Annotated in this window: 9 protein-coding genes; 7 read left to right on the top strand and 2 right to left on the bottom strand. The window is 64.2% G+C overall.

The window, feature by feature from the left end:
- Positions 1-4: 4 nt before the first annotated feature.
- On the top strand, positions 5-1,474 hold the full coding sequence (locus F3W81_RS05370) for a mannitol dehydrogenase family protein (protein WP_193082617.1): 1,470 nt from the start codon (positions 5-7) through the stop codon (positions 1,472-1,474).
- The gene (gene xylB, locus F3W81_RS05365) at positions 1,474-2,925 is read left to right on the top strand and encodes a xylulokinase (protein WP_193082616.1); all 1,452 of its coding nucleotides are present in this window, start codon (positions 1,474-1,476) and stop codon (positions 2,923-2,925) included. Before F3W81_RS05370 ends, xylB begins: the two co-directional genes overlap by 1 nt.
- 51 nt (positions 2,926-2,976) lie before the next feature.
- Here xylB and F3W81_RS05360 read toward each other — a convergent pair whose 3' ends face one another.
- Complete coding sequence (locus tag F3W81_RS05360) at positions 2,977-3,912, bottom strand: carbohydrate kinase family protein (protein ID WP_193083651.1); 936 nt, start codon at positions 3,910-3,912, stop codon at positions 2,977-2,979.
- A 289-nt stretch (positions 3,913-4,201) separates the two neighbouring features.
- On the opposite strand from F3W81_RS05360, the gene F3W81_RS05355 reads away from it, so the two are divergent.
- From F3W81_RS05355 to F3W81_RS05340, 4 genes are all read left to right on the top strand, one after another.
- Positions 4,202-5,272: a PLP-dependent cysteine synthase family protein gene (locus F3W81_RS05355; protein ID WP_407692460.1), complete on the top strand. Its 1,071-nt coding sequence runs from the start codon at positions 4,202-4,204 to the stop codon at positions 5,270-5,272.
- A gap of 609 nt (positions 5,273-5,881) precedes the next feature.
- Positions 5,882-7,285, top strand: coding sequence for an FAD-binding oxidoreductase (locus tag F3W81_RS05350; RefSeq protein ID WP_193082614.1), 1,404 nt, complete (start codon positions 5,882-5,884; stop codon positions 7,283-7,285).
- Positions 7,282-8,448, top strand: coding sequence for an RsmB/NOP family class I SAM-dependent RNA methyltransferase (locus F3W81_RS05345; protein ID WP_193082613.1), 1,167 nt, complete (start codon positions 7,282-7,284; stop codon positions 8,446-8,448). The genes F3W81_RS05350 and F3W81_RS05345 overlap by 4 nt, the downstream gene beginning before the upstream one ends.
- A 114-nt stretch (positions 8,449-8,562) precedes the next feature.
- Positions 8,563-10,905, top strand: a complete 2,343-nt coding sequence (locus F3W81_RS05340) for a hybrid sensor histidine kinase/response regulator (protein WP_226941867.1) — start codon at positions 8,563-8,565, stop codon at positions 10,903-10,905.
- A gap of 6 nt (positions 10,906-10,911) precedes the next feature.
- On the opposite strand, the gene F3W81_RS05335 is transcribed toward F3W81_RS05340, so the two are convergent.
- Positions 10,912-11,505, bottom strand: coding sequence for a gamma-glutamyl kinase (locus F3W81_RS05335; protein WP_193082612.1), 594 nt, complete (start codon positions 11,503-11,505; stop codon positions 10,912-10,914).
- Positions 11,506-11,696: 191 nt separating this feature from the next.
- Between F3W81_RS05335 and recA the strand changes: the two genes are divergently transcribed.
- Positions 11,697-12,773, top strand: a complete 1,077-nt coding sequence (recA, locus tag F3W81_RS05330) for a recombinase RecA (RefSeq protein WP_193082611.1) — start codon at positions 11,697-11,699, stop codon at positions 12,771-12,773.
- The last annotated feature ends 122 nt before the right edge of the window (positions 12,774-12,895 follow it).

The raw sequence follows: 12,895 nt of genomic DNA, 5'->3' as shown, positions 1-12,895 counted from the left end.
TGCCATGAAACTGGCGAATGACAAGCTTGGGGCTTTCGACCCCGCAATCGCCGTGCCTGCATATGACCGCGCGGCGCTGAGCCACGGCATCGTGCATGTGGGGCTGGGCAACTTTCACCGCGCGCATCAGGCGGTTTACCTTGATGACCTTTTCGCCCTCGGCCTCGATCATGACTGGGCGCTGACCGGGGCGGGCGTGCGCGCGCCCGATGCCAACATGCGCCAGATGCTGGGAGATCAGGACAACCTCTCGACCGTGATCGAGCTGGATCCAGAGGGCGCGCGTGCCCGGGTGATCGGTGCCATGATCGACTTTGCCGAGGTCGCGCCGGGGAATGCGCCGCTGATCGCGAAGATGGCCGAGGAGGCGACGCGGATCGTGTCGCTGACGGTCACCGAGGGCGGCTATTTCGTCAGCGCCGATACCGGCACCTTCGATCCGACGCATCCCGATATCGTCGCCGATGCCGCGACGCCGGAGGCACCGAAGACGGTGTTCGGCGCGATCGTGGCGGCGCTGAAGGCCCGACGCGCGGCTGGTGTGCCGCCGTTCACCGTGATGTCCTGCGACAACCTGCCGGGCAATGGCGATGTGACGCGCGATGCGGTGGTCGGGTTCGCGCAGCTGATCGATCTGGACCTCGCGGACTGGATCGAGGGGCAGGTGGCCTTCCCCAATGGCATGGTCGATCGCATCACCCCGGCGACGGGCGAGACTGAGCGCACGCTGGCCGCCAGCATGGGGATCGACGATCCGGTGCCGGTGACCTGTGAGCCGTTTCGTCAGTGGGTGCTGGAGGACAAGTTCACGCTGGGCCGGCCCCGGCTGGAGGAGGTCGGCGTGACCTTCACCGATGACGTGCACGCCTATGAACGGATGAAGATCCGCATCCTCAACGGCGGTCATGCGGTGATTGCCTACCCCGGAGCGCTGCTCGGCTGTGAGCTGGCGCATGACGCGATGGCGCATCCGCTGGTGCATGCCTTCTTCCGCAAGGTCGAGGCCGAGGAGATCCTGCCGCATGTCCACGCGGTGCCGGAATTCACGCCGGATCAGTATCTTGAGCTGATTGATGCACGCTTTTCCAACCCCGCGATCAAGGACACCACGCGGCGGCTGTGTCTCGATGGGTCGAACCGGCAGCCGAAGTTCATCGTGCCCTCGATCCGCGACGGGCTGGCGGCGGGTGTGTCGATCAACGGGCTGGCGCTGCTCTCGGCGCTGTGGTGCCGCTACTGCATCGGCCAGATCGAGGACGGCAGCGAGATTGCCCCCAACGACCCGAGCTGGGACCGGTTGACCACGACCGCCGCGCGCGCCAAGGATACGCCAATGGCCTGGCTGGACATGCGCGACGTCTATGGCGACCTCGCGACTGTTCCGGCCTTTGCCGAGCGTTTCGCCAGTTGGCTGGGCCTGATCTGGGCGCAGGGCACGGAGGCGGCGCTGAACGCCTATCTGAAGGAGCAGTAATGGCATACGCATTGGGGTTGGACCTTGGCACATCGGGGCTGAGGGCGTTGCTGATCGACGCAAGCGGCGCTGTGATCGGCGCGGCGGAAAGCCCGTGCCGGGTCAGCAACCCGCACCCCGGTTGGTCCGAGCAGAACCCGGCCGAGTGGGTCGTCGCCCTTGAAGCGGCGCTGGAGGAGCTGAAGGAAGCGCATCCGGCCGCGCTGGCAGCAGTCACCGGCATCGGCGTCGCCGGGCATATGCATGGCGCGACCCTGCTGGACGCGGAGGGCGCGGTGATCCGGCCCTGCATCCTGTGGAACGACACAAGGTCACATGCTGAGGCGGCGCGTCTGGATGCCATTCCGGGTGTGCGTGAACTGTCGGGGAATATCGTCTTTCCCGGCTTCACCGCCCCGAAGCTCGACTGGGTGAGGACGCATGAGCCGGAGCATTTTGCACGTGTTGCCAAGGTGTTGCTGCCCGCAGCTTATCTGAATTATTACCTGACCGGAGAGTATGTCGCGGATATGTCCGACAGTGCTGGCACCTCCTGGCTGGATGTCGGCGCGCGGGATTGGTCTGAGGAGCTGCTTGAGGCCGGACATATGCGCCGCGACCAGATGCCGGAGCTGGTCGAAGGCTCGGCTGCGGCGGGCACGCTGCGCACGGAGCTGGCGCAGAAATGGGGCATGGGCCGGGTCACCGTCGCCGGGGGCGCAGGCGACAATGCCGCTGCCGCCTGTGGCACGGGCTGTCTGGCCGAGGGCGAGGGCTTTGTCTCGCTCGGCACCTCGGGCGTGTTGCTGGCGGCGCGCGATGGCTATGCGCCGGATGCCGAGAGCGCCCTGCACACCTTTTGCCATGCGGTGCCGGGGCGGTGGTATCAGATGGGCGTGATGCTGTCGGCGACCGACAGTCTGAACTGGCTGGCACGGATCAGCGGACGCCGTCCGGCCGAGCTGACCTCTGTTCTGGGCGATGTTCAGGCACCGGGGCGGGCGCAGTTTCTGCCCTATCTCGCGGGCGAGCGGACGCCGCATAACGACGCGGCGATCCGGGGCGCTTTCACGGGCCTCGGCACCGAAACCACGCTGGAGGACATGACCCGCGCGGTGCTGGAGGGCGTGGCCTATGGTCTGCGCGATTCAGCGGAAGCGCTGAAAGGCGTCGGCGCGCGGCCTGAGGCTTTGCTGGCGATCGGGGGCGGTTCGGCCTCTCCTTATTGGGTCAAGCTGATCGCGACGGTGCTGGATGTGCCGCTGATGCTGCCGGCTAAAGGCGAATTCGGCGCGGCCCTCGGGGCGGCGCGTCTGGGGCTGGTCGCGGCGGGCGAGGCGCAGGCGGATGAGGTGATGACACGGCCTGAAATCGGATCGGTGGTCGAGCCTGACAAGAGCCTGACCGAAGCCTTTGACGCGGGGTATCACCGCTTCAGGGCCGCCTATCCGGGCCTTAAGAGTATTCAGTAACGATTTGATGTTTAAACAGAAAGGGCGCTCCGTTGAGCGCCCTATCCCGTGTCAGTTCGGCACTTCGTTGCGCCAGGGCGGATTGGCACCCGCGCGCGATACGGTGATCGCAGCGACCCGCGCCCCGAAGCCGAGCGCATCCGACAGCGCGCCGGTGTCGATGTCGCGCAGCGCGGTTTTGCTCAGCAACCCAAGCTCGGACAGGCGGAACAGCACGCCGGCGTTGAAGGTGTCGCCCGCGCCGACAGTATCGACGACAGTGGCCGCGCGTGCGGGCACATGCAGGCTGCGCCCGTCGCCGAAATAGGCCGAGGCACCATCGCCACCACGGGTCAGGATCACCACAGCCGCGCCACTTTCACACAGGGCGAAGGCCTTCTGATCCAGCGCCGCCGCTTCGGGGCGCAGCCAGTCGAGATCCTCGTCCGAGATCTTGATGATGTCGGACTGGCGCAGCATGGCGTCGAGACGGGCGCGGAAGCGGTCGGCATCCTTGATGAAGCCGGGGCGGATATTGGGGTCGATCATCACCACGTGATCGGCATGCACCCGGTCACAGAGCGCGGCATAGGCATCGGCGCCGGGTTCGCAAGCCAGGGAAATACCACCGAAATAGTAGGCCTCGGCCTGCTCGGGCAGGGTCTGGGGCAGATCTTCGGGGGTGATCATGCGCCCGGCGGAGTTTTCGTCGTAGAAATCATAGCTGGCCTTGCCGTCGACAAGGGTGACGAAGGCCAGGGTGGTCGGACGCTCCGAGCGGATCAGCAGATCGGTGGAAACCTCGGCTGCCGAGAGGGCATCGGCGAGGCGCTGTCCGAACAGATCGGTCGACATGCCGGTCAGCATGGCGGTCTTCGCCCCGAGCCGGCCAAGCGCGATCGCGGTGTTGAAGATCGCCCCGCCGCTGTGGGGCACGAAGCCATCCGGGCCCTCGACCGTCGGGGTTGGGATCATGTCGATCAGGGCTTCACCGCAGCAAATCAGCACAGGCATTTCCTTCTGGGATGGAGAGACCGGCGGAGCCCGCCGGGCTGGTGCGAGTCACCTGAATGTGCTGCGCCCATGCCTGTAATCGTTAGAAGATCAGACCTTTCAAGTCGAGACGCATGCATTGGTTTACATGAAATTTTCGCTGCGGTTTCGACCCTTTGGTGCGCGCTGTTACCCTATGGACACGGCTGTTGATGTGGCGCGGTTGCGGGGAAATTGCGCGCCACCATTGCCTGACGCGCGGCTTGGCATAAGGTGGGGCAAACAGACATGAAGGAGCATGACCATGACCCAGAGAACAACCAAAGGACGCGGCAGGCTGTACAGCTCGATCCTGGAAACCGTGGGCGATACCCCGGTGGTGCGGATCAACAACCTCGCCCCCGAGGGGGTGGAGATCTACGTCAAGGCCGAGTTTTTCAACCCCGCCTCCTCGGTCAAGGACAGGCTGGCGCTGAGCATCATCGAGACCGCAGAGCAAAGCGGCGCGCTGAAGCCCGGTCAGACAGTGGTCGAAGCGACCAGCGGCAACACCGGCATCGGTCTGGCGATGGTTTGTGCGCAGAAGGGCTATCCGCTGGTGATCACCATGGCCGAGAGCTTTTCGATGGAGCGGCGGCGGCTGATGCGGATGATGGGCGCCAAGGTGGTGCTGACGCCGAAGGCCGAAAAGGGGCTGGGCATGTATCGCAAGGCGGTGGAGCTGGCCGAGCAGAACGGCTGGTTCCTGGCGCATCAGTTCGAGAGCGAAGCGAATGCGACGATCCACGAGCATACGACGGCGCGCGAAATCCTGGGCGATTTCGAGGGGCAGCGGCTGGACGCGGTGGTGACGGGCTATGGCACTGGCGGTACCGCCACGGGTCTGGGGCGCGGGCTGAAGGCGGCGCGGCCCGAGATCAGGATCGTTCTGACCGAACCCTCCAACGCGCAGCTGGTTGGCAGTGGCGTGGCGCAGGCGCGCGGTGCCGATGGCAGCCCCGCTGTCAGCCACGAGGCGTTTCAACCGCACCCGATTCAGGGCTGGACGCCGGACTTCATCCCGCTGGTGCTGCAAGAGGCGTTGGACGATCAGACCTTCGACGAGCTGATCCCCGTGGCCGGTCCCGATGGCATCGCCTGGGCGCGCAAACTGGCCGCGCATGAGGGAATCCTGACCGGGATTTCAGGGGGATCGACCTTTGCCGTGGCAATGAAGATGGCCGAAACCGCAGAGCCCGGCACGGTCATTCTGGTGATGCTGCCGGACACGGGCGAGCGGTATATGAGCACCCCGCTGTTCGAGGTTTTCGGCGAGGACATGGACGCTGAGGAGGTCGCGATTTCGAACTCGACACCGGGCTACCGGATGAGCTGAGGCCGCACCGCCTCAAAGACGGTCTTTGGGGCGGTAACCTACGGGGAGATCAGGTAAAACTCTGTGGATAACTCTGGGGAGGGTTGCCCTATATGCCCGTGGACATCTCTCTGACTGGGAGGGCGGCGCGACGCGCATGGTGTGGTGCGGATGGATCGCCGAACTCTCGTTTCGAGAAGTGGTTCTTCTGTGACGTATAATCGATAATATATAAAAGCCAGTGGCTTATTAGGTGAAGCTAATGTTTTGCGTGATCATTGAAGGCCTTGCAGTTCTATTTTTATTCACCCTGAGGTTGTTGGATGTGGCAAGCTTCGGTGGATCTACCGCCCGAAATATATGGTAAAGTTATTCAGTGGATATGTCGGCGGAGATCTTTCGCAGACGGGTTTCGTCAAGCGATTGCAAGAGCTTCGGGGCGTGAGGCGGGGCGCGTCACGGCGGTGCGCTCAGGCTGGCGGTATCAGCCGCTCTCGGGCGCGCGCCTTGCCTGCAACGGCTGCGGGCGCTAGGGAAAGGCCATAGCCTGTGCGCTTGCGAGTCGTCTGCCCGGATCCCGGCGCAGAGACGCCGCACAGGGCAGTTCCCAATTTGCCGGAGGTTTTGGCCATGAATGCGATCGTGAAACCCGCTGAGGCGGCGCTGGATGTGGTGCGTGCGACACTGGGTGCGCTGCTGGGCGATCGGCTTCAGACCTCGCAGGCGCTGCGCGAGCAGCACGCCAATACGGCCACGGGCCGGGGCACCGAAGCCCCCGATCTGGTGGTCTACCCGCTGAACACGCAGGAGGTTTCGGCCATCCTGCGCTGCTGCTGGGAAAACGGCGTGCCGGTGATCGCCTTTGGCGCGGGCTCGTCGCTGGAGGGGCAGCTGAATGCGCCGCTGGGCGGTGTCTCGGTCGATATGAGCCGGATGAACGCCTTGCAGGAAGTGCGCGCCGAAGATCTGCTGGCGGTCGTGCAGCCGGGGATGACGCGCAAGGCGCTGAACCATGAGCTGCGCGCGACGGGCCTGCAGTTTCCGATTGATCCCGGGGCGGATGCCTCGATCGGCGGGATGTGCGCGACGCGGGCCTCGGGCACCAATGCGGTGCGTTACGGTACGATGGCGGAGAATGTGCTGGCGCTGGAGGTGGTGCTGGCCGATGGTCAGGTGATCCGCACCGGATCGCGGGCGGCGAAAAGCTCGGCGGGCTATGACCTGACGCGGCTGATGATCGGCAGCGAGGGCACGCTGGGGATCATCACCGAAGTGACGCTGCGCCTGCGCGGCATTCCTGAAGAGACGTTGGGCGGGGTTGCGGCCTTTCCCGACCTCGACAGCGCCTGTGCGGCCGTGATCGTCATGGTGCAGATCGGGCTCGAAGTTGGCCGGGTCGAGCTGCTGGACGCGGCGCAGATCCGCGCCTGCAACGCCTATTCCAAGCTGCAGCTTGAGGAAGTGCCGACGCTGTTCTTTGAATGCGCGGGCTCTGACACCTCGGCGCGCGACGCGGCGCAGACCTTTGCCGATATCGCCGAGGAGCATGGCGCGACCTCGATCAACTGGTCGTCGGATCGCGAGACCCGCAACAAGCTGTGGCAGGCGCGTCACGACAGCTATTGGGCGGCGCTGGCGCTGCGTCCGGCCTGCAAGGGGCTGGTCAGCGATGCCTGCGTGCCGATTTCCGCGCTGGCCGACAATATCGCCGCCGCGCAGGCGGATCTGCTGGAAAAACAGCTGATCGGCACGATCCTTGGCCATGTCGGGGACGGTAATTTCCACGTCGTGCTGATGACCGACCCCGAGGATATGGAGGAGGCGCCCAAGGTCTCGGCCTTCCTGAAGGGCATCACCGAGCGGGCGCAGGCCGTGGGCGGCACCTGTACCGGCGAACATGGTATCGGGCAGGGCAAGATGGCGGCGCTGGCGGCTGAGGCGGGCCCCTCGCTCGACGTGATGCGGGCGATCAAGCTGGCGCTGGACCCGCGCCAGATCCTCAACCCCGGTAAGCTGTTCGGAGCGGCGCAATGACCCCCGCGGCACGGATCGCCACAGCGGCGGAATTGCTGGACGAGATTCTGGCGGGCACGGCGGCGGAAAAGGTGTTGACGGGCTGGGCGCGCCGGTCGCGTTTTGCCGGGTCCAAGGACCGCGCGGCGGTGCGCGACCACGTCTTTGATGCGCTGCGCTGCATGCGCTCGTTCGCGGCGCTTGGCGGCGCGATGACCGGGCGGGGGCTTGTGATCGGCATGGCCCGCTCTGCCGGCACCGATCCCGAGACGATCTTTACCGGCGAAGGCCATGGCGCCGCGGCGCTGAGCGACGCGGAACGCAGTGCCGGTCATGCGCCCGAAAGCGGCGCCGAAGCTGGCGATATGCCGGATTGGGTCTGGCCGCATCTGACGCGCGCTCTGGACGAGGATGCCGTGACCGTGGCGGAGGTGCTGCGGCATCGTGCACCCGTCTACATCCGCGTCAACACCAGCCTGACCAGTGCCGAGGATCTGACGCGCGAACTGGCGGCAGAAGGCATTCTGACCACTCCCGGTCCTTTGGCGCCGACGGCGCTGGAAGTGACCGAGGGAGCGCGGCGTCTGACCTCGACCATCGCCTTTGGCGAGGGCCAGTTCGAGATGCAGGATGCCGCCAGTCAGGCGGTCTGTGCTGCGGTGCCGGTGCAAGACGGGCAAAGCGTGCTGGATTACTGCGCGGGGGGCGGCGGCAAGACGCTGGCTCTTGGTGCGCGGGCCAAGCTGCATCTCACGGCTCATGACGTCGCGCCCGAGCGGATGCGCGATCTGCCGAGCCGGGCGCGGCGCGCGGGCATCGACGTGCACCTGGCCGAGACAGAGGCGCTGGCCGAGCTCGCGCCGTTTGACGTCGTGCTCTGTGACGTGCCCTGTTCCGGCAGCGGCGCCTGGCGGCGTGCGCCCGAGGGCAAATGGCGTCTGACCGAGGAGCGTTTGGCGCAATTGCTGGGCATTCAGGCGCAGATCCTCGACGAGGCGGCGGCACTGGTCGCGCCCAAGGGCGTTCTGGCCTATGCGACCTGCTCGCTGTTCGAGGCGGAAAACACGGACCAGATCGACGCCTTCCTCACCCGTACTGAGGGCTGGCAACTGGAGACTTCGCGCCGGCTGACCCCGCTGGAGGGTGGCGACGGGTTCTTCTTTGCCTGCCTGCGCCGCATCTGAGGCACGGCTGAGCCGTTTCACGGAGCGCTTTGTTTTATTCGGCGACATTGTTAACCTCTCGTTAAGCTGGGCGATCCACAAAAGCGGATCGACATCGATGCGAGGAGGGCCGGGGTGACTCAGTCGGAAGCGAGTTTGACTGCGGGCGCGATGGTCTGGCACAAGCTGGCGGCGCGTATCGATCTGTTGCTTTTGCTCTGCGGTGCGTTTGTGGCGCTGGCGCTGCTGATCGAACACCGCATCACCTCGCTGGCCCTGCTGTTGAGCGGATTTACCCTGTGTCTGCTGGTGCTTCTGGTCCGGGCAAGGCCGCGCAGGGGCGCTGCAAGAAGCGCGGCCGGGGACAGTGACCTGCACGCTTTGCTGGCCGGGGACCCAACGCCGGCGCTGATTTCGGGGCCGGAGGGTCATCTGACCTTTCGCAATCCCTCGGCGCTGGAAATGACCGGCCATGAGGACTGTGAAACGGTTGTCGCGGCGCTGGCCTCTCGGTTCAACAACGCGGACAGCTTGGTGCGCCGGCTGTTGCGGCGCGCCCAGAGCGAGGGCGCCCTGCGCGAAGATGTGGTCAGCGGTGCCGGTCATGTACGGCTGATCGTGCAATCGCTGGACGGCGGTAACGTGCTCTGGCGGATCGAGCAGTTCGCTGTGGCTCAGACCGGTGACGAGGTCGAGGCACAGGTGCCGCTGATTTCGGTGGGACGCGGGCAGGCGATTCTCTATATGAACGCGGCAGCGCGCAAGCTGGTCGGCGGGCGGCCACGGCGGCTGGAAGACCTGCTGACGCGGCCCTTGTCGGACCTCGATGATCTGGCGGATATCAAAACCAGCGCTGGCACGACGACCTGCCGGATGACGCAGATCGCCAACTCGGGTGGGCGTCGGGAGTTCCTGTTCATCCCGGTGCAGGGCGAAATCGAGATCGCGCGCCCCCGCGTCGACACCCGGCCGGAAGAAAGCATCTGGACGACCATCGACGATCTGCCGGTGCCCATGCTGCGGCTGTCGGTGTCGGGCACGATCGAGCTGGCCAATGGCGCGGCGCAGCAGTTGCTGTCGATTGATCGCGAGCCGCAAATCCCGCTCTCGGGTCTGATGGAGGGGCTGGGACGCTCGATCAACGAATGGCTGGTGGAGGCGGCGACTGCCGCGATGGAACATGGCGCCAAGCCGCATTCGGAATTCCTGCGGCTGTCGCGTTCGGAGCGTGAGGTTTTTGTTCAGGTCGCGATCAAGCCCGTGCGCCACGAGGGGCAGATCGCGCTGATTGCCATGCTGAGCGATGCGACCGAGCTCAAGACACTTGAGGCGCAGTTCGTCCAAAGCCAGAAGATGCAGGCGATCGGCCAGCTGGCCGGTGGCGTGGCGCATGACTTCAACAATCTTTTGACTGCGATTTCAGGACATTGCGACCTGTTGTTGCTGCGCCATGATCATGGTGATCCGGACTATGGCGATCTGATCCAGATCAACCAGAACGCCAATCGCGCGGCCTCTCTCGTCGGCCAGCTGCTGGCGTTTTCGCGCAAGCAGACGCTGCGGCCGGAAACGCTGGATCTGCGTAACACGCTGTCGGATCTGACGCATCTGCTGAACCGGCTGGTGGGCGAAAAGGTCACGCTGGCGCTGCGCCATGATCCGGCACTGCCCAAGATCCGGGCGGACAAGCGGCAGCTGGAGCAGGTCCTGATGAACCTCGTGGTCAACGCCCGCGATGCCATGCCCAACGGCGGCGAGATCCAGATCGAGACCGAGACCCTGCATCTGGCGGAGGAAATGCTGCGCGATCGCGCCTCTCTGGTGCCGGGCGAATATGTCATCGTGACTGTCACCGATACCGGCGTCGGCATTCCGCCCGACAAGCTGCCCAAGGTGTTCGAGCCGTTCTTTACCACCAAGCGCGTCGGCGAGGGGACGGGCCTTGGCCTGTCGACCGCCTACGGGATCGTCAAGCAATCCGGCGGCTTCATCTTTGTCGACAGCACGCCGGGGGAAGGCACCTGTTTCACCCTGATGTTCCCGGCGCAGCGGGAGGAGGATGTGGTGATGGCGCTGCCGGCGCCTGTGGTGGAGCCGGACACCTCGGGGCGGGCGGACGGCGTTGTGCTGCTGGTCGAGGACGAGGCGCCGGTGCGTGCCTTTGCCTCGCGCGCGCTACGTCTGCGCGGCTATACGGTGCTTGAGGCCGACAGTGCCGAGCAGGCGCTGGAGATGCTGGACAGTTGCGAGATGAAGATCGACGTCTTCGTGACCGATGTGATCATGCCGGGCATGGACGGGCCGACCTGGGTGCGCAAGGCGCGTGAAACCTACCCCGATGTGCGGGTGGTTTTCGTGTCGGGTTATGCCGAGGACAGTTTCCGCGATTCCAACGCCAAGATCGCGAATTCGGTCTTCCTGCCCAAGCCTTTCTCTCTGGCTGAGCTGACCGAGACCGTGCGCAAGCAGATCCGCTGAGGCGGTTCAGGGGATCGAAGCGTAAAGGGCGAATTCTTCAGCGTGGCGGGCGCGCAGGCGTGCTTCGGTCCCGGCCGAGAGGCTGAGCGCCATGGGCGGAGCGACGTTTTCGCGCTTGAGCTCGAAGGTCGTCTCAAGCCGCTCTTGCAGGAAGTGGATCAGGCTTGGCGGGTCCTCATAGCGAAACAACCGTGTCACGCATGTGCCATTTTTCGACGGCTCCAGAAACTTGGCCTGACTGCCGACATTGGCAAAGCCGGGGCGCGTGGACTGGCAATACCCCTCGACAAAGGCATCGAAACTGAGGTCATGCGTGGCATTGGGGCGACCCTGCATGAAGGGGCGCTGTCGGTAACGATACCAACTGCCAAGCCAGGAGATCGGCTCGCGCATGACGGCGATCACGTCGAGATCGGGGCCGATGAATTTTTCCAGCGCGGGGCGGAAAAAGCGGTTGTAGCGAAAGACCGGCGCATGTTTCAGTTCCGGCGGATCGCTGATCACCATCGAGGCGAGCGGCGCGAGGGCTGTTTCATAGGCGGTCGTACCGGTCTTGGGAACCGACAAAAAAACCAGCCGCGCATTGGAAAAAACCAGCATACTCAAACCCTTCGACCGAAATGCAGTTGAGCATTCCAGTGTAAACTAATCCTTAACCCTGACCGCGCAAAGTCGATTTACCAAGATTCTGGTTGAAGTGTTCTTGGTTTAGCCTCATATAGGTCGGAACAAGGCGCGAACATCGGCAATCATTGCCGCTCACCTTCGGGTGTGAAATAAGGGTGCAGAAAATGGCAACGGCAGATCTATTATCCATGGACAGCAAACGAGACCCCAACAAGCAGAAGGCCCTGGACAGCGCGTTGGCGCAGATCGAACGTCAGTTCGGCAAGGGTTCCATCATGACGCTGGGGGGCAAAGGTGCCATCCAGGAAATCGAGTCGACCTCGACCGGCTCGCTCGGTCTCGACATCGCGCTTGGGATCGGCGGTCTGCCGAAGGGTCGGATCATCGAGATCTACGGGCCGGAAAGCTCGGGCAAGACCACTCTGACACTGCATTGCGTGGCGGAAGAGCAGAAAAAAGGCGGCGTCTGCGCCTTTGTCGACGCCGAACATGCGCTCGATCCTCTCTATGCCCGCAAGCTGGGTGTCGATCTGGACGAGCTGCTGATCTCGCAGCCCGATACTGGTGAGCAGGCGCTGGAAATCGTCGATACGCTGGTGCGTTCCGGCGCGGTCTCCATGGTCGTCGTCGACTCGGTTGCGGCGCTGACGCCGAAGTCCGAGCTTGAAGGCGACATGGGCGATTCTAACGTCGGCGTTCATGCCCGTCTGATGAGCCAGGCAATGCGCAAGCTGACCGGTTCGATCAGCCGTTCCAAGTGCATGGTGATCTTCATCAACCAGATCCGCATGAAAATCGGCGTGATGTTCGGCTCGCCCGAAACCACGACGGGTGGCAATGCGCTGAAGTTCTACTCCTCCGTGCGTCTGGACATCCGCCGCATCGGCGCGATCAAGGACCGTGACGAGGTTGTCGGCAACGCCACCCGCGTCAAGGTCGTCAAGAACAAGGTCGCACCGCCCTTCAAGCAGGTCGAGTTCGACATCATGTACGGCGAGGGCATCTCGAAAACCGGCGAGCTGCTGGATCTGGGTGTGAAGGCCGGCGTGGTCGAAAAATCAGGCTCGTGGTATTCCTACGGGGATGAACGGATCGGGCAGGGGCGTGAGAACGCCAAGGTCTTCATGAAGGAAAACCCCGATCTGGCGTTTGAGATCGAGGACAAGATCCGCGCCGCACATGGTCTGGATTTCGGCAATGGCTTCAAGGAAGACAGCGACGACGAGGTGACGGAGGGCTGAGGCCTTTCATCGCCAGTGATCGCAGACGGGCACTGCAGAAAGCCCCCTTCGATACAGCACTGGCTGCGTATCGTTGAGAAACTCTGGGAAAAGGCGGTCTTTGGACCGTCTTTTTTCAGTTT

The sequence above is a fragment of the Pseudooceanicola spongiae genome (assembly GCF_014899185.1).
Taxonomy (GTDB): domain Bacteria; phylum Pseudomonadota; class Alphaproteobacteria; order Rhodobacterales; family Rhodobacteraceae; genus Pseudooceanicola; species Pseudooceanicola spongiae.
The sequence above is the reverse complement of the archived record's forward strand: the minus strand, read 5'-3'. Positions and strand labels throughout refer to the sequence as shown.

Excerpts from the sequence above, each read along its gene's own strand:
- xylB (WP_193082616.1), top strand. The coding sequence starts at position 1,474 with ATGGCATACGCATTGGGGTTGGACCTTGGCACATCGGGGCTGAGGGCG.
- F3W81_RS05350 (WP_193082614.1), top strand. The coding sequence starts at position 5,882 with ATGAATGCGATCGTGAAACCCGCTGAGGCGGCGCTGGATGTGGTGCGT.
- recA (WP_193082611.1), top strand. The coding sequence starts at position 11,697 with ATGGCAACGGCAGATCTATTATCCATGGACAGCAAACGAGACCCCAAC.
- F3W81_RS05355 (WP_407692460.1), top strand. The coding sequence starts at position 4,202 with ATGACCCAGAGAACAACCAAAGGACGCGGCAGGCTGTACAGCTCGATC.
- F3W81_RS05370 (WP_193082617.1), top strand. The coding sequence starts at position 5 with ATGAAACTGGCGAATGACAAGCTTGGGGCTTTCGACCCCGCAATCGCC.
- F3W81_RS05345 (WP_193082613.1), top strand. The coding sequence starts at position 7,282 with ATGACCCCCGCGGCACGGATCGCCACAGCGGCGGAATTGCTGGACGAG.
- F3W81_RS05335 (WP_193082612.1), bottom strand. The coding sequence starts at position 11,505 with ATGCTGGTTTTTTCCAATGCGCGGCTGGTTTTTTTGTCGGTTCCCAAG.